Origin of the sequence: Novosphingobium sp. SG754, assembly GCF_013149315.1 — a bacterium.
GTDB lineage: Bacteria > Pseudomonadota > Alphaproteobacteria > Sphingomonadales > Sphingomonadaceae > Novosphingobium > Novosphingobium capsulatum.
This window is the reverse complement of record NZ_JABGCC010000006.1, coordinates 17,382-36,252: the sequence shown is the minus strand read 5'-3', so window position 1 is coordinate 36,252 and position 18,871 is coordinate 17,382. Positions and strand designations below refer to the sequence as shown.

The 18,871-nt window shown below is 66.3% G+C and carries 18 protein-coding genes, 1 tRNA gene and 1 pseudogene; 6 read left to right on the top strand and 14 right to left on the bottom strand.

The genetic code is table 11. The features are described 5' to 3' along the window. Nucleotides 1–31: 31 nt before the first annotated feature. Nucleotides 32–107: transfer RNA gene (locus FHW97_RS15750), tRNA-Trp, on the bottom strand. 69 nt (nt 108–176) lie between these two features. Here FHW97_RS15750 and aat point away from each other — a divergent pair. Beyond that, nucleotides 177–983 (top strand): leucyl/phenylalanyl-tRNA--protein transferase, encoded by an 807-nt coding sequence (aat, locus tag FHW97_RS15745; RefSeq protein ID WP_171794976.1) that lies wholly within the window; start codon nt 177–179, stop codon nt 981–983. Between the two features lie 35 nt (nt 984–1,018). Here aat and FHW97_RS22115 read toward each other — a convergent pair. The 4 genes and pseudogenes from FHW97_RS22115 to FHW97_RS15725 form a co-directional block, all read right to left on the bottom strand. Next, nucleotides 1,019–1,312: pseudogene (locus tag FHW97_RS22115) on the bottom strand (DUF2155 domain-containing protein); the annotation flags it as partial. Nucleotides 1,313–1,437: 125 nt separating this feature from the next. Continuing rightward, a complete protein-coding gene (locus FHW97_RS15735; protein WP_168352372.1) occupies nt 1,438–1,851 on the bottom strand; it encodes an NADH:ubiquinone oxidoreductase subunit NDUFA12 in 414 nt (137 codons plus the stop codon). 116 nt (nt 1,852–1,967) lie between these two features. Further along, nucleotides 1,968–2,489, bottom strand: a complete 522-nt coding sequence (locus FHW97_RS15730) for a DUF192 domain-containing protein (protein ID WP_028657556.1) — start codon at nt 2,487–2,489, stop codon at nt 1,968–1,970. Beyond that, nucleotides 2,473–3,051: a RecX family transcriptional regulator gene (locus FHW97_RS15725; RefSeq protein WP_168352371.1), complete on the bottom strand. Its 579-nt coding sequence runs from the start codon at nt 3,049–3,051 to the stop codon at nt 2,473–2,475. Before FHW97_RS15725 ends, FHW97_RS15730 begins: the two co-directional genes overlap by 17 nt. 193 nt (nt 3,052–3,244) lie before the next feature. Between FHW97_RS15725 and FHW97_RS15720 the strand changes: the two genes are divergently transcribed. Then, complete coding sequence (locus FHW97_RS15720) at nt 3,245–5,002, top strand: fatty acyl-AMP ligase (protein ID WP_168352370.1); 1,758 nt, start codon at nt 3,245–3,247, stop codon at nt 5,000–5,002. A 115-nt stretch (nt 5,003–5,117) separates the two neighbouring features. Here the strand turns inward: FHW97_RS15720 and FHW97_RS15715 are convergent, their stop codons facing one another. Continuing rightward, nucleotides 5,118–5,861, bottom strand: a complete 744-nt coding sequence (locus FHW97_RS15715) for an SDR family NAD(P)-dependent oxidoreductase (RefSeq protein WP_168352369.1) — start codon at nt 5,859–5,861, stop codon at nt 5,118–5,120. A gap of 182 nt (nt 5,862–6,043) precedes the next feature. On the opposite strand from FHW97_RS15715, the gene FHW97_RS15710 reads away from it, so the two are divergent. The 3 genes from FHW97_RS15710 (at nt 6,044) to FHW97_RS15700 (ending at nt 8,527) form a co-directional block, all read left to right on the top strand. Then, nucleotides 6,044–7,258 carry a toxic anion resistance protein gene (locus FHW97_RS15710; protein WP_168352368.1) on the top strand — a complete coding sequence of 405 codons (1,215 nt, stop codon included), beginning with the start codon at nt 6,044–6,046 and terminating at the stop codon, nt 7,256–7,258. Nucleotides 7,259–7,442: 184 nt separating this feature from the next. After that, on the top strand, nt 7,443–8,222 hold the full coding sequence (locus FHW97_RS15705) for a hypothetical protein (RefSeq protein ID WP_245652735.1): 780 nt from the start codon (nt 7,443–7,445) through the stop codon (nt 8,220–8,222). Next, nucleotides 8,219–8,527 (top strand): polyhydroxyalkanoic acid system family protein, encoded by a 309-nt coding sequence (locus tag FHW97_RS15700; protein ID WP_022677478.1) that lies wholly within the window; start codon nt 8,219–8,221, stop codon nt 8,525–8,527. The genes FHW97_RS15705 and FHW97_RS15700 overlap by 4 nt, the downstream gene beginning before the upstream one ends. A gap of 47 nt (nt 8,528–8,574) precedes the next feature. Here FHW97_RS15700 and FHW97_RS15695 read toward each other — a convergent pair whose 3' ends face one another. The 4 genes from FHW97_RS15695 to FHW97_RS15680 form a co-directional block, all read right to left on the bottom strand. Further along, a complete protein-coding gene (locus FHW97_RS15695) occupies nt 8,575–9,021 on the bottom strand; it encodes a DUF2721 domain-containing protein (protein ID WP_022677479.1) in 447 nt (148 codons plus the stop codon). Between the two features lie 43 nt (nt 9,022–9,064). After that, nucleotides 9,065–10,375, bottom strand: a complete 1,311-nt coding sequence (locus tag FHW97_RS15690) for a glycoside hydrolase family 130 protein (protein WP_370525434.1) — start codon at nt 10,373–10,375, stop codon at nt 9,065–9,067. A gap of 19 nt (nt 10,376–10,394) precedes the next feature. Further along, nucleotides 10,395–12,728: a glycosyltransferase family 4 protein gene (locus FHW97_RS15685; RefSeq protein WP_370525433.1), complete on the bottom strand. Its 2,334-nt coding sequence runs from the start codon at nt 12,726–12,728 to the stop codon at nt 10,395–10,397. Nucleotides 12,729–13,009: 281 nt separating this feature from the next. Then, complete coding sequence (locus FHW97_RS15680; RefSeq protein WP_253941840.1) at nt 13,010–13,768, bottom strand: TonB family protein; 759 nt, start codon at nt 13,766–13,768, stop codon at nt 13,010–13,012. 223 nt (nt 13,769–13,991) lie between these two features. Between FHW97_RS15680 and FHW97_RS15675 the strand changes: the two genes are divergently transcribed. Beyond that, nucleotides 13,992–14,342: a response regulator gene (locus tag FHW97_RS15675; RefSeq protein ID WP_158271983.1), complete on the top strand. Its 351-nt coding sequence runs from the start codon at nt 13,992–13,994 to the stop codon at nt 14,340–14,342. Between the two features lie 46 nt (nt 14,343–14,388). On the opposite strand, the gene fdhD is transcribed toward FHW97_RS15675, so the two are convergent. Genes fdhD through FHW97_RS15655 form a run of 4 tightly spaced genes read right to left on the bottom strand, consistent with a single transcriptional unit; the run spans nt 14,389 to nt 18,823 of the window. Continuing rightward, on the bottom strand, nt 14,389–15,192 hold the full coding sequence (gene fdhD / locus FHW97_RS15670; RefSeq protein ID WP_253941827.1) for a formate dehydrogenase accessory sulfurtransferase FdhD: 804 nt from the start codon (nt 15,190–15,192) through the stop codon (nt 14,389–14,391). Beyond that, the gene (locus tag FHW97_RS15665) at nt 15,173–15,451 is read right to left on the bottom strand and encodes a formate dehydrogenase subunit delta (protein WP_084391101.1); all 279 of its coding nucleotides are present in this window, start codon (nt 15,449–15,451) and stop codon (nt 15,173–15,175) included. The genes fdhD and FHW97_RS15665 overlap by 20 nt, the downstream gene beginning before the upstream one ends. Continuing rightward, complete coding sequence (fdhF, locus tag FHW97_RS15660) at nt 15,448–18,300, bottom strand: formate dehydrogenase subunit alpha (RefSeq protein WP_168352365.1); 2,853 nt, start codon at nt 18,298–18,300, stop codon at nt 15,448–15,450. Before fdhF ends, FHW97_RS15665 begins: the two co-directional genes overlap by 4 nt. Beyond that, on the bottom strand, nt 18,290–18,823 hold the full coding sequence (locus FHW97_RS15655) for a molybdenum cofactor guanylyltransferase (RefSeq protein ID WP_168352364.1): 534 nt from the start codon (nt 18,821–18,823) through the stop codon (nt 18,290–18,292). The genes fdhF and FHW97_RS15655 overlap by 11 nt, the downstream gene beginning before the upstream one ends. Nucleotides 18,824–18,871: the final 48 nt, after the last annotated feature.

Sequence of the window (18,871 nt, the reverse complement as noted above, 5' to 3'; positions counted from 1 at the left end):
TTTTCAACACATGGCCATCACGCGGTGGTGATGGCAGGAGCGGGGGGACTCGAACCCACGGCCCTCGGTTTTGGAGACCGATGCTCTACCAACTGAGCTACGCTCCTGTGCTCGTGACGGCCCCTTAATGGGTTGACGCGGGCAGCGCAACCGGCGGATGAAGATTTTCAACGATCATGTTGCAACCTGTGAATTCCATCATTCCGCCCGATCTGCTGCTCAGGGCCTATCGCGCCGGGATCTTTCCCATGGCCGATAGCCGCGACGATCCCGATGTCTATTGGGTGGAGCCGCGCCTGCGCGCGATCCTGCCGCTCGATGGCTTTCATTGCTCGCACTCGCTGGCACGCACGCTGCGCCGGGGGCGCTTTACCGTCACCTGCAACGCCGCGTTCGATGCCGTGATCGATTCGTGCGCGGCCCCGCGCGATGGCGCGCAGGACAGCTGGATTTCGCAGCGTATCCGCGAAAGCTATCGCACGCTCCACACCCTGGGCCATGCCCATTCGATCGAAACCTGGGCAACCGGGCCAGATGGCCGGCGCACTTTGGTGGGCGGGCTTTATGGCGTGGGCTTTGCCCGCGTATTCTGCGGCGAAAGCATGTTCAGCCGGCAAAGCGATGCGTCGAAAGTGGCGCTGGCCTGGCTGGTCGCGGCGCTGCGCCATGCCGGCGTGGTCTTGCTCGATTGCCAGTTTTCCACCCCGCACCTGGCCTCGCTGGGGGCGGTGGAAATCCCGCAGGCCGATTATCTTGCCCGGCTGGACGACGCGGGGCGTTACTGCGTGGGCGAATCGGCAGGCGTGCCGCCGTCTTCCATCACCGGGGCATCATCGGCCGGGGCGTTGTCATCGGGCTCTTCCGCAGGGGCGGCGGCGGGCTTGCCGGCAGGCTTTGCCGCGCTCTTGGCCGCAGCGGCCGAGGCTGGGCTGTCTTCCTCGCCGGGGAACTTCATCGCGCAGTTCTTGACCCAGACATCATAGACCGGATGCTCGACGACGTTGAGCGACGGCGAATTCTTGAACAGCCAGCCGGAAAAGACCTTGTGCCAGGTCAGCTTCTGTTCGGTGGTGGCGCGTTCTTCGACAAACAGCTGAACGAAAGCGCCGGTTTCGGCCGGGTCTTCCCACGGCGCGGTGCGCTCGCACGTGCCCAGGCGCACGATGGCATTGCCGATGCGCCGCGCCTCGCCCGAACGCAGCACGATGTCCTGCGTGATGTTGTTGCGCTTGTTGAGGAAGCCCAGCGTGGCGACGCGGTCCTTGACCGGGGTGCCGTAATCGCTTTCGGCCGCGCCGCTGGCCGCCGGCATCGGCGCGGCGGCTGTCGCCTCGCCCGGAGGGGCGGTTTCGGCCGGCTCGCGGTGGTTGCAGCCGGCCAGCAACAGCGTGCCGCCGGCCAGCAGGACCGCAACCGACAGCGCGCGGCGGGCAGGCATCAGCCTTCGGGCGACCAGGCTTCGTAATCGCCGGTGGCAGCGGCGCGATGGCCACCGCGTTCCAGCGCGCCCTGCGGGCGATAGGCCGCGGCCGTGCCCGTGGCGTTGGGGGTGAATTCCACTTCCCAGATGCGCGGCGGCGGCAGGTTGCTTTCCGGCACGCCGTCGAGCGAGCCGTGCAGCCAGCCATGCCATTCGGCCGGCACGCGGCTGGCGTCGTTGGCACCGTTGTAGATCACCCAGCGACGCTCGCGCCCCTGGAACGGATGTCCCTTGGGATACGGCTTCTTGGCCCGGTAATACTTGTTACCCTGGGCATCGTGGCCCACGAGTTCGCCATTGCGGGCGCTGTCGAGCAGGGTGCCGAAGGTGGCGCCGTCCCACCAGGTGAAGATCTTGCCGAGAATGCTCATGAAGCTCTTGTTCCAGTTGCCGCCCGCCGCAGCGGGTTTCCTTGCCCCTAGCCCCTGCAAGGGGGAGTCGGCAAGGGTGCTGTTGCACCTGCGTCGCCGACGATCCCTCGAGGCGTTTACCAGGCGATCTTGTCGCCGGGCTTGAGCCCGATCTGCGCCGCGCGCCCGCCATTGAGTTCGAGCACGGCCGCTGCCGGCCCGGTGGAGGGCAGCGGGCTCAGGTCATAGGGCACGGCGTTGGCCGCCACGTTGAGCACGCGGTGGTTGGGGCCGATGAAGATGATGTCGAGCGGGATCACCGTGTTCTTCATCCAGAACGCGGCCATGCGCGGCGGGTCCATCGGAAAGATCATGCCTTCGTCTGCGCCCATCGCGGTGCGGAACATCAGGCCCTTTTCCTGTTCCTCGCCGGTTACGGCCACTTCCACGCGAAACTGGTGGGTGCCGCCCTTGGTGGCGATCGCCAGGGGAATGACCTTGAGGCCCGAGATCGGATGGACGCCGACCGCGCCGGTGGGCGCGGGCATCGCATCGGACTTGTGATGGCCGGCGTCGGCCGTGGCCGGGGAACAGGCCATGATGCCCAGTGCCAGGGCGAGTGCCGCGCCCATCATCCCGGTCTTAATCGTCTGCGTCATAAACCCAATCTTCCGCTTCGCGTTCGCCCGCTGCATTCACCAGCGCGCGCGCCATGGCAAGGGGGTGCCCTGCCCTGAGGAACACGGCCACCTGCTTTTCCCGCACGGCCGGGTCGATCCGCCCATCGTCATCGCGCGGGCCGAACGGGCCCAGCCGCCGCTTGCGCGCCAGGGCGAGCGCGGCGGCGCGGGCCTGCTGGGCCGAACCCATCGCCTCTTCGCGCAGATCGGGCGCGATGCCGGCCTGGCCCAGATCCTGGGCAATGCGCCGCGCCCCCAGCCCGCGCCGGCGCAAGCTGGCGCCGCGCATGCGCGCATAGCCTTCATCGCTGACATAGCCAGCCTCAGCCATGCGCGTGATGATCGCGGCCACATCGGGCGGGCTGGGCGCATCTTCATCCCAGCCGCGTTCGCGCAGCTTGCGGTTGAGATAGGCCGACAGCTTGCCGGTACTGGTGGCAAAGCGGGCGACGTAACCCAGTGCCAGTTCATCGAGCAGCGCCGCATCGAGCGGACGAGGAGGCCGCCGTGTGCGACGATCTGGTACATCAGGGCGGTTCACGCCATATTCGTGCCACACTCCGGACTAAATGAGAACCTCGGGTTACGGTTTCTTGACCATGGGGGCTTGCGCCAAGGCGCTGCCCACGCAAGGAGCCGCAGCCAGTCAGCCACCATTCACTGCCTTGGGCGGAAGTGGCGGCACAGACCGACTGTTTTAAGACCGATATCTTGTTCCATACCTGGGGTACCGCATGACCGTTACGGCCGCCGTCGCAGAGAAGATGGCTCTTGTTCCAACGCCAAACGACGATGCGCAGCCGCGCCGTTATGCGGATTTTGCCACGTTCTGTGATGCGCTGGACTATGCCGCCCAGGGCGAGCGCGGGTTCAACTTCCACGATCCGCGCGGCACGCTCACGCAGGTCTATCCGTTTTCCCAGCTGCGCACCGATGCCCTGGCAGCCGCACGCCGGCTGGTGGCGCGCGGAATCAAGGCCGGTGACCGGCTGGCGCTGATCGCCGAAACCGGCCCGGAATTTGCCGCGCTGTTCTGCGGCGCGGTCTATGCCGGTGCCTGGCCAGTGCCGCTGCCCCTGCCCACCAGCTTTGGCGGCAAGGAAAACTATATCGACCAGCTCGCCGTGCAGCTGGCCAGCTCGGACCCGTGCCTGCTGGTCTATCCCGGCGAACTGGCAGAGATGTGCGGACAGGCCGCCGCACGCCAGGGTTGCCCGGGGCTGAGCTGGGCCGAGTTCGACGAGGGCGCGCTGGCCGATGGCGACCTGCCCACCGCCGATCCCGATGCGATCTGCTATCTGCAATATTCCAGCGGCTCGACCCGCTTTCCCCATGGCGTGGCCGTTACGCACCGCGCGCTGCTCGCCAACCTGGCCGGCCATTCGCATGGCATGGACATTGGCGACGGCGATCGCTGCGTCAGCTGGCTGCCGTGGTATCACGACATGGGCCTGGTCGGCTGCTTCCTCTCGCCGATCGCCAACCAGGTTTCGGTCGATTACCTCAAGACCGAGGATTTCGCGCGCCGCCCGCTCGCCTGGCTCGACCTGATCAGCCGCAACCAGGGCACCACGCTGTCGTATTCGCCGACCTTTGGCTATGACATCTGCGCCCGCCGCATTTCCAGCCAGACCAGCGTGGCCGACCGGTTCGACCTGTCGCGCTGGCGCGTGGCCGGCAACGGCGCCGACATGATCCGCCCCGACGTGATGCAGGGCTTCGTCAATGCCTTTGCTGATGCCGGGTTCAAGGCCAGCGCCTTCCTGCCCAGCTATGGCCTGGCCGAAGCGACGCTCGCCGTCACGGTCATGCCGCCGGGCGAAGGCATCCGCGTGGAACTGGTGGAGGAAGAGCGCCTGTCGGGCAGCCCGCGCGACCTGTCGCGCCCGGCCCGTTATCGCGCCATCGTCAACTGCGGCGTGCCCGTGCTGGGCATGGAAGTGGCGATTCGCGGCGAGAATGGCGAAGAACTGGCCCACCACCACATCGGCAAGGTGTGGTGCCGCGGCTCCTCGGTCATGCACTCCTATTTCCGCGATCCCGAATCGACCGCGGCCTGCATGGTCGACGGCTGGCTCGACACCGGCGACATGGGTTACGTCAACGCGCAGGGCTACCTGTTCATCGTTGGCCGCGCCAAGGACATGATCATCATCAATGGCAAGAACCACTGGCCGCAGGATATCGAATGGGCAGTGGAACAGCTGCCCGGCTTCCACCAGGGTGACATTGCCGCGTTCTCGGTGGAAACCGAAAATGGCGAGGAAACCCCGGCCGTGCTGGTGCACTGCCGCGTCTCGGACCCGGAAGAACGGGTGAAGCTGCGCGACCAGATCCGCGACAAGGTGCGCTCGATCACCGGCATGAACTGCGTGGTCGAACTCGTGCCGCCGCGCACCCTGCCGCGCACCAGTTCGGGCAAGCTGAGCCGCGCCAAAGCCAAGAAGCTGTACCTGTCGGGCGAGATCGAGCCCTATAGCCTGGCAGCCTGATCGTTTTTTTGGGGGGAACAAGCCCTCCCCCAGCCCCTCCCGCAGGCGGGAGGGGAGCTAAACCTTCTCCCCCTCCCGCTTGCGGGAGGGGCTGGGGGAGGGCTTGTAGCTCAGCTCAAAACGGAATCTCCGCCCCATCCCGAGCCCACAGCTTGCCGCTGTCGGCCGGCTGCAACCGTTCCAGCACATCCAGCAGGGCACCGGCTGAATAAGCTGGGCTAAACAGCTTTTCAGGCTTTACCCCGCGCTGGAACGGGGCAGACAGCGCCGTGTCTACCGTGCCGGGATGAAGCGCGGCAGCCACGGCCTGCGGATGGCTGCGGGCCAGTTCGATCGCCAGCCCGCGCAGCAGCATGTTGAGCGCCGCCTTGGCCGCGCGATAGCCGTGCCAGCCGCCCAGGCGATTGTCGGAGATCGAGCCGACCCGCGCCGAAAGCACGCCAAACACGCCGCGCCGATCGCGGGGCAGCAGGGCCGGGACATGGGCCATGATCAGCGCCGGACCGATGGCATTGACGGCAAACTGCTGGGCCAGCGCCGCCTGGCCCAGAGACCGCACGCTTTTCTCGGGCGGTGTGCCATCGGGCAGCGTCAATTGCCCGGTGGCGACCAGCACCATGTCGAGCGGGCCTTGCTGCGCCAGCGCGGTGCAAGCCTGCGCCACGCTGGCTTCATCATCATAGTCGAAGGTGAAGGGCCGCACCTTGGCAGTGGCGGCAACGGGGCGGCGGGCGCCGGCATGGACCACGGCCACATCGTCTTGCCCGGCCAGCGCCGCCACCAGCGCGGCGCCGATGCCACCCGATGCACCGAACACTGCCACATGGCGGCCCCGCGCTTGCTCATCGTGTACTGTCATGGGCAAAGCCTGCGCGGCATGGCTCTGGCTGTCGAGCGGGCAGAAAGGGCACGCCGGCGCCGCCGGGCGAAACCCATCGGCCGTTCATCGGAATAGCGCCTTGCGCAGCGCGCGGGCCGGGGCCATCTTCCACGCGCGGAGGGCAAGCTCCCGATCCGCAGAGGAAAAGACAGGACCGCGTCATGGCATCGACCCCTTCGACCACCACCGCAGAGCAGGCGCCCGGTATCACGCTGACCCCGCCCGATCCCGTGCCGGTGGTTGCCCCGCAGCAGGCCGCCGGGCTGGTTCCCGTGGCCGAGGAGACGCGCGGCAAGCTGGAAGCCAAGGCCGACGCCTTTGTCACCGAACTGTTGGCCCAGGACGCGGCCAGCCCCGAATTCGGCAAGCGGGTGGACCAGTTGACGGCCATGGGCCGCAAGGAAATCGCCCAGGCGGCGGGCATGTCCAACCGCTTCCTCGATCGCCCGATCCGCGCGATGGACAAGGATTCGGGCGTGGGCGCCGATCTGGCGCAGCTGCGCCGCACGATCGAAGAGCTTGATCCAGCGCGCAAGGGCAACCTGTCTTCGGGGCGCAAGATCCTGGGCATCATCCCCTTTGGCAACAGCATGAAGAAGTATTTCGACGGCTATGTCTCGGCCCAGGGGCACATCAAGGCGATCCTGGAACGCCTGGCCGCCGGCAAGGACGAGCTGTTGATGGACAATGCCGCCATCGATGTGGAGCGGCAGAAGCTGTGGGAGGGGATGGGCCAGCTGGAGCAGATGATCACCATCGCCCGCCTGCTCGATACCAAGCTGGAAGATGCCGCCGCCGATCTCGATCATACCGACCCGGCCAAGGCCAAGGCGATCCGCGAAAGCGCGCTGTTCTATACCCGCCAGCGCGCGCAGGATCTGCTGACGCAGATGGCGGTAACCGTGCAGGGCTACCTGGCGCTGGACCTGGTCAAGAAGAACAACGTGGAACTGGTCAAGGGCGTGGACCGCGCCAGCACCACCACGGTGGCCGCGCTGCGCACCGCCGTGACCGTGGCGCAGGCGATGACCAATCAGCGCCTGGTGCTGGAGCAGATCACCGCGCTCAACACCACCACGGCCAATATCATCGATTCCACCGGCAAGCTGCTGCGCGAGCAGACCGGGCGTATCCACGAAATGGCGGCGTCCAGCACGATCCCCCTGGAAACCCTGCAGCGCGCGTTCCAGAACATCTATGACACGATGGACACGATCGACACCTTCAAGCTCAAGGCGCTCGACGCCATGAAGCAGACGGTGGACACACTTTCGGGCGAAGTGGAAAAGTCCAAGGGCTATATCGCCCGGGCCGAAGGCGCGGCCAAGAACACCCCCCAGGCCAGCGCACCCTCGCTGTTGAGCCTGGAGGGGTGATGCCGGCGTCAGGTTTCCACCACCCCCAACCCCCTCCTCTGAAGAGGAGGGGGCTTTTGCGTCCCTTCTCCCCGTCTTCGTCAGAGGAAGGGCTTTTACCGTTCTTCTCCCCCTCCTCTTCAGAGGAGGGGGTCGGGGGGTGGTGGAAACCCAGAACCGACACTTCCTCAACACAGGCCAAACCATGACTGCATCGCAATCCGACCAAATCCTGCGCGCCGCGCGCGCCAGCCTGGCGCATCAGCGCGCCGGCGGACGGCGGCGGTCGATCGGCTTGCGCTCGGCCGAACTCAAGCGGCAGCATGTGGCCAAGAAGGCCGCGCGCATCGCGATGGCGGTGGGCGTGGTGCTGGTCGCGGCCATGGCGCTGGGCCTGGTGATCGACGGGATCGGCCTGGTCGGGCTGTTGCTGACAGTGCTGGCGGTGATCGGCGTGGTGGGTTTCTTTGCCACTTATCCCCGGCTCAAGGTGCCGGACCTCGCGACGATCAACCGGGGCGACGTGCGCACCATGGTGGGCCGCACCCAGCTCTGGCTGGAAGCGCAGGCACCTGCCCTGCCCGCCCCGGCGGTGCGGCTGGTGGATCAAATCGGCGCGCAGCTTGATGGGCTGGGTGCGCAGCTGGAAGGGATCGATGCCAGCCAGCCAGCGGTGGCCGAAGTGCGCAGCCTGGTGGGCGAACACTTGCCCGGCATGGTCGAAAGCTGGCGGCGCATCCCGACCCATTTGCGCCAGGAAGAACGCGGCGGCCGCAATGCCGATCAGCAACTGGCCGATGGCCTGGCCCGCATCAGTGGCGAGATCGACCAGATTACCCGCCAGCTTGCCGCCGGAGACATCGATGCGCTGGCCGTGCGCGGCCGCTATCTTGACTATCGCTATGGCGATGCGCTGGAAGGCGATGCTTTGGCCGACAACGGCGCGCTCCCCGTGCGCCTTGTTCCGCCAGTGGAGAAGACATGATGCAAATTGCCCTGCCCCATTCCCTTGGCAAGGACGAGGTCCGCGCGCGCATGCAGGCCCGCCTGGGCGATGCCTCGGGCAAGGCCAGCGAATTGATCGGCGGCATGGCCCAGGTCGAAACGCAGTGGAACGATGCCGATCACCTGACCATGACGGTATCGGCCATGGGCTTTACCATCCCCAGCCAGGTGACGCTGGAAGATACCCAGGTGCTGTTTGACGTGGACATTCCCGCCGGGCTTGGCTTTGCCCGTGGCATGATCGAGGGGATGATCCGCGAAAAGGGCGAAAAGCTGCTGGCCTGATACGGGGCCAGATCGCTGCCGAACCTCGCGCGTTCGGCAGCGATTGTTCACAGGTCCTTGCGTTCCAGTTCGAGAAACTCGGGCGGCAGGCGCAGGGTGCTGGCGACCAGCCGCGTTTCCAGCAGCAGATAGATCAGCGCCACCATCAACAGCGCAATGGCGATGAAGAACGTGGTCGCCGTGACATCGCCCAGATGCGCGATGCCGGTGATCTGGTTGAAGAACAGCGACCCCACCGTCACCCCGATGCCCAGGCCCGAGAGCACCAGCAGCAGGAGCGCGCGGCCGATGAGCTGGATGCGCCGATCAACATAGCGCATTTCCACCACCACGGCATCGTGCGCCACGCCGGTGGTTTCGGCATGCAGCTGCTGCAAGTGGCGTGACCGATCGACGATGCGTCCCAGCCGGGTGGTCAGGATGTTCATGATATTGCCGATCGCCACCAGCACGAAGACTGGGGCGAGCGACAGCTGGATGGTTTGCGCGATCATGCCGTCCCTCTTGCGGCCAAGAACGCGGCACTGGCAAGCACGGTCATTCCATCAGATCGAGGATATCATCCACGCCGATCGTGGCAAAACCCACCGCGCTATCGGAAATACCGTAGGGCACCAACAGGTTGTCCTCCACCATCAGCGCACCGCAGGTATAGACCACGTTGGGCACGTAGCCGTAGCGATCGGCATCGATGGCGGTAAGCAGCGGCACCTTGCTGCGGGCAATGACGCGGGAAGGATCATCGCGATCGAGCAGGGCGCAGCCCAGGGCATACTTGCGCATCGCGCCCACCCCGTGGGTGAGCAGAAGCCAGCCCTGATCGGTCAGGATCGGGCTGCCGCAATTGCCGATCTGCACGAATTCCCACGGGAATTTCGGCTCCATCAGCAAGACGCCATCATCGTCCCAGCAATCCAGCCGGTCTGAGCGCAGCAGGAACAGGTTCTTGCCATCCTGGCGCCCGACCATGGCATAGCGCCCGTCGATCGCCTGGGGAAACAGGGCCATGCCCTTGTTGCGCCCGGCGCGGCCCTGGATCGGCTCAAGCCCGAAGCGGCGGAAATCGCGCGTACGCAGCAGTTCCGAGCGGATCGAGCTGCCCGAATAGGCGGTGTAGGTGCCGATCCATTCGTAATCGCCGCCGCCGTGATCGAACCGCACCAGCCGCAGGTCTTCCAGCCCGCCGCGCTGCTGCTCGGTCACGGGGAAGATCACGCTGTTCGACAGGGTGCTTTCTGCATGGCGATGCAAGGCCACGATCTGGTCACCGGCGGGCGGAGTGCTGGCGTCGGGCAGCATGGCCGTGGCAAACGCGCTTTGCGGCCACAGCTGGAACGTGCCGTCGGCATTGGCCACGCCCTCACGGAACACGATCGAGCTGATATGCCCTTCGCCCACCGCGCGCAGACTCATGACAAAGCGCACCGCGCCATCGAGCATGCCCGATTGATCGGGATGGGGCACGATCGACGGGTTCATCAAGGCTGCCGCAGCATAAGTATATTCGTGGCAGAAATAGGCTCCGATCAGGCGCCGGCGCACGGGCGGGATGGCGCCATCGTCGAGGTCGAGCGCCTGGCGCACTTCGGCATAGCGTTCCTCGAACAGCTGCTCCGTCTGCCAGTGGCGTTCCTCGAAATCGTGGAGGACGCGGGCATATTCCTCGGCCGCCTCGACTTCGCCCAGCGACAGGACATCCTCTACCAGGCGCGCCGCACGCGAGCCGCCGCCCGCGCCGCCCTGCCAGCCCAGATGAAAGGGCCGCAGCACGACGCGTGACGGATCGGCATGAAGCCGTTGCTCGAGAATGCGCAGGCCATTGCCCACCCCGTCGGGGCGCGTTCCCACAGGGTTGGCCGCCACCGTGTCAGCTGGCGTGAGACTGGGATTTGTAGGCTCGGTCGCCAAGGACACTCCTTACCTTGCTGGATGGGCCAAACGATTGGCCAAGGGCTGCGGTTTCGCTGCCAACGCGCGGGCCGCTGGCCCGTTCCAACTCGGCAAGCGCATAATGTGCCAGCTGGAATGCCAGGATTGATTCGGCGCCGCAATTGGCATTGATGCCGCGCGGGGTAATGCCATCGCGACACCGCCCGCTAGCCAGATCGCCGAGCGGCTGGCCACGGTCGTTTGCACCCAGGAACCAGCGATAGGCGGCCTGGGCATGGCTGCGCCACAGCGCTTGCGACGCGCCGCGCGCGCCGTGCTCGTCCCAGCTGGCTTCTGCCTGCCAGGCTGCCGCGCATGCTTCCACCGCGGCCCAGGCTTCCAGCGGCTGCTGGTCGAATGGCTTGGCTTCATAAGATACGGCATGAGGCGGGGTGAAGGTTTCCGAACCAATCGCACGAAACTGACCTGTGGCAGTGGTCTGTTGCGCCACGATGAACCGCAAGGCTTCCAGCCCGCTTTCCAGCCAGTCTGCCCGGTTCATGAGATGGCCTGCACGAATCAGCGCTTCGGGCAGGCGCGGGTTGTCATAGCCCAGCATGGCTTCGAACCACGCCCAATCGGGGCGCCGCCCTTCGGCCAGCAAGGCATGAAGCACCGCGCCGCCGCGTTCGACCAACTCCCGGCTGGGACGGTGATCGGGCTCCACCGCCAGAACCTGCGCCGCGCCCAGCACGGCAAAGGCGATGCTGCGCGGATATTCCACACTGCCCAGCGGATCGAGCACAATGTCATACCACTGCCGCGCCCAGGCGCGCAGGCCGGCGTCCGGCGCGTGGGCCACGGCATGGCCCAAGGCCCACAGGGCGCGGCCATTGCTGTCTTCCGAGCCGACGTCTTCGCACCACGAGCGATCGAACGCCATGAAGTTGCGGAAGCGGCCAGCCTCGGGATTCCAGGCGTGCTGGACGAACGAGGCGAAGACCGTGGCCCAGCGCTGGCGCTCGGCCAGGGGAATGCTATCAGCCACACCCATCAGCATCAGCGCGCGGACATTGTCATCCAGGCAGTAGCCATGGCGGCGATCGGGCACCACGCCGATTGCATGTTGCAACATGCCGGTGCTGTCACACATCGCCCAGACCCCGCTGGTGCCCGGCGTGGCGGTCAACGGCGGCAGCTGCGGCGCGGTGGCGGCCACGGTGTTGACCAACTGGGCGCAGCTTTCGGCAAAGCGCGGCCAGATCGTTTCGCGGCCACGCGCATAGGCGCGGCGCTGCATGGCATCGAGCGCGGCAGGATCACCGAGCAACGCGTTGACGGCATCCGCCAGCGCCTGCGCCGAGCGCGGCGGCACCAGCGCGCCGACGCCATCGGCGAGAAGTTCACGCGCGTGAAGATAAGGGGTGGAAACCACCGCCTTGCCCAACGCCACGGCATAGCTGAGCGTACCCGAGGTGGACTGCTGCAGGTTGGGATAGGGCGTGAGGTAGATGTCGCATGCTTCCAGCTGATCGAGCAGTTCGCCAGTTTCGAGGAAGCGGTTTTCCCACAACACATGATCGGCCACGCCCAACTTGCGCGCCAGGTCCATCAGGCTGTCGCGATAGGCTTCGCCTTCTGCGGCAACCAGGTTGGGATGCGTCGCGCCGACAATGCGATAGACCGTATCGGGATGGGTCGCGACGATCGCCGGCAGTGCCTCGATCGCGGTTTCCAGGCCCTTGCCCTGGCCCAGAAGGCCAAAGGTCATGATTACATTCTTGCCTTCAAGGCCAGCGCGGGCCTTGAACTGGGCATGGCGCCCGAACGGGCGATCGGGTGCGCCGTGGGCAATCACGGTAACCCGCTTGGGATCGACGCCATAGACCGCGGCCAGGACATCGCGGCCATGTTCGCTCATGACCATGACGCCGCTGGCGCGATCGAGGATATGATCGAGCACCGCGCGCTGCTCGGCAGAAGGGCTGGCCAGCACGGTGTGCAGCGTAACGATCAGGGGGGCAGCGACGCGATCGAGCAGTTCGAGCACCATGGCGCCAGCTTCGCCGCCAAAGATGCCGTATTCGTGCTGGAGCCACACCGCATCGACGGCATCTTCGTTGATGCGTCGCGCGGCAATGCGATAGTCTTCGGGCTGATCGGCCCGGATCACGCTGCGCGCATCGGGATAGGGCAGCGGCTCGGTCGGGCTGTCGATGACATGCAGGTCGACCGACAGCTCGGGGTGATGCAGCCCCAGCTGCTCGAACACGTCGGTGGTAAACGTGGCAATGCCGCACTTGCGCGGCGCGAAGCCCCCAATCAGCGCCACGCGGCGGGCGGGTGCACGGGAAGCTGCATCGGTACCGAAGAAATCAAGCACGGCCCCTGCAACAGGGGTGGCGCGCCGCAAGGAAGTGGAAAGGTCACGTGTCATCTGGCTGGCTCGCCCCGAATATGTCTGTTCGATGAACCAACGATGGAACCGGGATAAAGTTGCATTGCGCCGCAACGTCATCGTCACGTTACGTGCTGATTTTGTCGCTGAAAAAAGGCGACTCACAGGTGCGGCGCTGCAAAAACAACAAGGTTTCCGCGCCACGCTAACACATGTTAGGGCGCCCACCAGCGTTGGCGCCAGCCATATTCGGCTTCTATCGCCTGGCCTTGCGCGTCGCGCGCCGGGCGAAAGCGGAAGCGCTGCATAGCCAGGCGGCAGGTGATGGCATCAGCTTCGTCGTTGCCGCTGGCCTGTTGCACGCGGCACCCCACCGGATTGCCCTGCGTATCCACCCGCAGCACGATCACCACCTGGCGGCCGGCACGATCGGCGCGGCCTGCGGCGGGATAATCGCGCGCGGCGGTGATGTCTCCGGCGATCTTGGCCACGCGCTGTGCCCCGCCACCACCATCGCCATTTCCTGCAGCGCCGCTACCGGTTCCCGAGCCCGCGACGGCGCCGCCGTTGCCCGTGCCAGTGGGGCCGGCGCCCGACCGTGCCGCGTCGCCAGTCCCCGCCACCGGGGCGGCCGGCAAGGCCGGGATAATGATGCGCGGCGGTGGGGCCATGATTTCTTTGGGCCGCGCCTTGCGCCCCATCGCCCCGGCAGCCCCCGAAGCGGCATGGCTTGGCCGCATGCTGCTGCTGGGCGGGGTGGGCGTGGGTGTGGGTGTGGGTTCGGGCGGAGTGTAGAGCACGAATGCCGGATCGGGCAGGCGCAGCGCGACAATGCCCCCAGCCAGGCCGTGCACCAGCGCCAGAATCAGGCCGACATGGAGCAGCGCAACCACACCGCCGATCAACAGCTGGCGCTGCCAGCGGACATCCAGACCGGGGGTCTCGTAAGGAAAACGAATCGCGCGCGGGGCCATGGCCAAGCCATAATCCCTGGCGCATCGCGCTGGTTCCCAAGGGCATGATCCGGGCGAAAAACGGGCCAAAGCGTTGCAATCAGGGGATAGACCCCCTGGATGCAACCCTATTCGTATCATCGGCAGTTTCGCGTATGCCGCAGATGGGGTAGGGTTTTGTGGAATTGGCGTTGTGCCGCGCCTTCGCGCCCGGCACCAACAAACGCCACCAAGGATTGCAATGATGAGAATTCTGGTTGTCGAGGACGAGCCCCTGCTCGCAATGCTGCTGGAGGAAAACCTGGCAGACCTCGGCCATGACAAGGTAACGGCAGTGGCCACGGTGGACCAGGCGCTATCGGCGCTGGACGAAGGCCCGGTCGATGCCGCCCTGCTCGATTTTTCACTGGGCAGCGACACCACCTCGGTGCCAGTAGCGCTGCGCCTGCGCGAGGAAGGCACGCCGTTCTTTTATCTGTCGGGGCATGCCTCGTTCGATCCCGATGCCGGCGCGCCCGAAGCGCCGATGCTGCCCAAGCCAGTCAGCCTCGAAGCGCTGCGCGAGGCGCTGTCCACGCTGGCTGACGCGCGCTGAGCCGCCCATTCCCGGCGGACAGGCCAACTTTCCCGGGCCGGGTCGCTCAACTTTCCAGGAAACTGTCGTCCCTCGCCAAGCTGACCAGCCGCAGCCCGTGGGCCTGCGCGCGCTCTGCCGCGAGGGTCGAGGCCGCTGACACAGTGACCAGCAGCGGCACGCCGGCGATCACGGCCTTCTGCACCAGTTCATAGCTGCACCGCGCCGTCAGGACGACAAAGCCGCTGGCCGGGTCAATTCCCGTCCGCGCCAGCGCGCCGACCAGCTTGTCGAAGGCGTTGTGGCGGCCAACATCCTCGCGCAGCGCCAGAATCGCGCCATCGCCCGTGCAGAATGCGGCGGCATGGGCGGCGCGGGTGGCACGGCCCAGCGTCTGGTGATCGCCCATGGCTGCGGTGGCGCGAAAGATTGCCGCATCGCTGACGGCCAGTGCCGCGCCCACCTGCGGCAAGGGGCGCAAGACCTGCTCCAGGCTTTCGATCCCGCACAGGCCACACGATCCTTCGGACAGGCGCAGCCGCGCGCGTTCCATCAGCGGCGCCGCATCGGCCATGGCCAACGTGATACGCAAGATCCAGCCGCGCCCCTCGATCTGCGCCGCCTGCGCCGCCACGAACCCGGAAGGATCGGCGATCAACTGTTCCGACAGGCAAAAGCCCAGCGCATAGTCTTCAAGATCGGTGGGCGTGGCCATCATCACGGCATAACCCAGGCCATTGATCTCGATCGCCACGGGCGCTTCCTGCGCCAGCGCGCGGGCACGCGGCACGGGCGCGCGGCCATCGGCAAAATGTTCGACAAAGGCGTGGTCGACCGCGCCGGGCGGCAGGTCAGCCGGCATCGGCGCCATGGTGCGCGGGGTCGGTCGCCTTGGTTTGCGGTGGCGGGGCATGACCCGCGGCCAGTTCGGCCAAGGCCGTGCGGGCGATCGGATCGAGCCCGTCCTCGCCATGGGCGGCAAGGTGAGCAAAGATCTGGCGCAGCATCGCCGGCGTCCAGAACGCGTGCAGGTGATCGGCCAGAGCCGCCGCCGGGTGCGGTTCGTGCACCAGGTTGCGGGCGATCTGGTTGGCCATGTAGACCAGCTTGGCTTCGGTCTGCCCGCTCATTCGGCCGGCTCCAGCGCGCTGCCGGCGATGCGCCGCGCCTGGCGGCTTTGCGCGGCATAGTCTTCCTGCCATTCGCTCGGCCCGTTGGACGGGGTGATCTGCACTGCGGTCACCTTGTATTCCGGGCAATTGGTGGCCCAGTCGGAATAGTCGGTGGTCACCACGTTGGCCTGCGTGGCGGGATGGTGGAACGTGGTATAGACCACGCCGGGCGCCACCCGATCGGTCACCGTGGCGCGCAGCGTGGTTTCGCCCGACCGGCTGGCCAGGCGCACCCAGTCGCCGCTGTTGATGCCGCGGTTTTCCGCGTCGGTCGGGTGGATTTCCAGCACGTCTTCGGCGTGCCACACGCTGTTTTCGGTGCGCCGGGTCTGCGCGCCGACATTGTATTGCGAGAGGATGCGCCCCGTCGTCAGCAGCAGCGGGAAACGCGGCCCGGTGCGCTCGTCAGTGGGCACATAGTCGGTCACCACGAATTTGCCCTTGCCGCGCACGAAGCCATCGACGTGCATGATCGGCGAACCATCGGGCGCGGTGTCGTTGACCGGCCACTGCAACGACCCTTCGGCATCGAGGCGGGCATAGTTTACCCCGGCAAAGCTGGGGGTGAGCCGCGCGATCTCGTCCATGATCTCGCTGGGATGGGTGTAGTTCCAATCGAGGCCCATGGCGCGCGCCAGTTCCTGCGTCACTTCCCAGTCCTGATAGCCATTGAGCGGCTCCATCACCTTGCGCACCGGCTGGATGCGGCGTTCGGCATTGGTGAAAGTGCCGTCCTTTTCCAGGAACGAGGAGCCCGGCAGGAAGACATGGGCATAGTTGGCGGTTTCGTTGAGGAACAGGTCATGCACGATGACGCAGTCCATCGCCGCCAGGCCCGCCGCAACGTGCTTGGTATCCGGGTCTGACTGAAGAATGTCTTCACCCTGGATGTAGAGGCCCTTGAACAGGCCGTCAGTGGCGGCATCGAGCATGTTGGGAATGCGCAGGCCCGGTTCGGGATCGATCCTGACACCCCATTCCGCCTCGAACAGCGCGCGCGTGGCGGCATCAGACACATGGCGATAGCCCGAAAGCTCATGCGGGAAGCTGCCCATGTCGCAGGCGCCCTGCACGTTGTTCTGCCCGCGCAAGGGGTTAACCCCCACGCCGCGCCGGCCGATGTTGCCGGTCGCCATGGCGAGGTTGGCAATCGCCATCACGGTGGAGGAACCCTGGCTGTGTTCGGTCACGCCCAGGCCATAATAGATCGCACCGTTGCCGCCCGTGGCATAGAGCCGCGCCGCCCCGCGCACGAGATCGGCGGGAACGCCGGTGACGGGTTCGAGGAATTCGGGGCTGTTGCGCTCTTGCGCCACGAATTCGGCCCAGTGCTGGAACTCGTCCCAATCGCAGCGTTCGCGCACGAACGCCTCATTGACTAGGCCTTCGGTCACGATCACGTGCGCCAGCGCGGAGAGCACCGCGACATTGGTGCCGGGGCGCAGCGGCAGGTGATAGTCTGCCTCCACATGCGGGCTGCGCACCAGATCGGTGCGGCGCGGATCGATCACGATCAGCCTGGCGCCCTGGCGCAGGCGGCGCTTCATCCGGCTGCCAAACACCGGATGGCCATCGGTGGGATTGGCGCCGATCACCAGGATCACGTCGCTGTCTTCGACCGAATCAAAATCCTGCGTGCCGGCAGACGTGCCGAACGTGGTCTTGAGGCCATAGCCGGTGGGCGAATGGCAGACGCGGGCGCAGGTATCGACGTTGTTGGTGCCAAAGCCGGCGCGCACCAGCTTCTGCACCAGGAAGCCTTCCTCGTTGGTGCAGCGGCTCGATACGATGCCGCCCAGCGCATTGTTGCCATGGCTGGCGGCGATCGCCTTGAAGCGGCTGGCGGCAAAGCCCAGCGCCTCGTCCCAGCTGACCTCGCGCCAGGGCTGATCGATGCTGTCGCGCACCATGGGTTTCAGGATGCGGTCCTGGTGCTGGGCATAGCCCCAGGCAAAGCGGCCCTTGACGCAGGAATGGCCACGGTTGGCCTTGCCGTCTTTCCACGGCACCATGCGCACCAGCTGCTCGCCGCGCATTTCGGCGCGAAACGTGCAGCCCACGCCGCAATAGGCGCAGGTGGTGACGACGGCCCGCTCGGGCTTGCCGATTTCGGTCACCGCCTTTTCCATCAGCGCCGACGTCGGGCAGGCCTGCACGCAGGCGCCGCACGATACGCATTCCGACGAGAGGAAATCGTCAGACTTCACGCCCGCCGAAATCTGCGAGCCGAAGCCGCGGCTTTCCACCGTCAGCGCCAGGGTGCCCTGCACTTCATCGCACGCCCGCACGCAGCGCGAGCAGACGATGCACTTGGTCGCGTCAAAATCGAAATAGGGATTGCTGGCGTCGGTCTGCGCCTCCAGGTGATTGGCCCCCTCATAGCCATAGCGCACATCGCGCAGGCCCACTGCAGCGGCCTGGTCCTGCAACTCGCAATCGTTGTTGGCGCTGCAGGTAAGGCAATCGAGCGGGTGGTCGGAGATATAAAGCTCCATCACTCCGCGCCGCAGCCTGGCCAGCTTTTCGCTTTGGGTATGAACCTTCATGCCATCGGCCACCGGCGTGGTGCACGACGCCGGTGTGCCGCGCATGCCGTCGATTTCAACCAGGCACAGGCGGCACGAGCCGAACTGCTTGAGGTTGTCGGTGGCGCACAGCTTGGGGATCGACCCACCCGAAACCGCCGCCGCGCGCATGACGGTGGTGCCGGCCGGCACGGTTACGGCGCGGCCATCGATTTCCAGCGTCACCTGGCTGTCGGAACGAACCTCGGGGGTGCCGAAATCGGCCTGGCGTTCATAGCCCATGGGCATGCTCCTGCACGGCGGCAAGATCCGCCGGGGTGTTGATATTGTGAGGAATAGTGGTGAGCGCAACCGGGCGCGCGCCTATCGCTTGGGCAAACGCGCGCAAGCTGTGCTTGGCCGGGCTGGCCAGCAAGGCATCGAGCGCAGGCGCGGCACTGGCCGGCCACAGGCCGATCACCGGCTGGCTTTCGCAAAAGGCGGGTGCGGGGGAAAGCTGGGCGGCCGTATCGGCGGCAAGGCCAAAACTGTCGACCGGGACCGTGAGCACCGTATCAAACCCGTGGCCAGCGGCATGGTGGAGCGCGGCGGCGATGCCACCCAGCGGCCCCATGCCGGCACGCGGGCGATCGGGCAGACAGGGCGCCGGCGCATCGTCCCGCCCCACAACCACGACCGTGTCGCACTGCTGCTGCAGGGTATTCACGGCATGGGCGAGGAGGCTTTGCCCTGCCAGTTCGGCTACAGCCTTGTCACTGCCAAAGCGGGTGGATTGGCCCCCAGCAAGGACGGCGCCCAGGATCATGGGCGCACCATTGCGCTGGTGCCAACGCCCTTCGACAGGCTCAGGGCG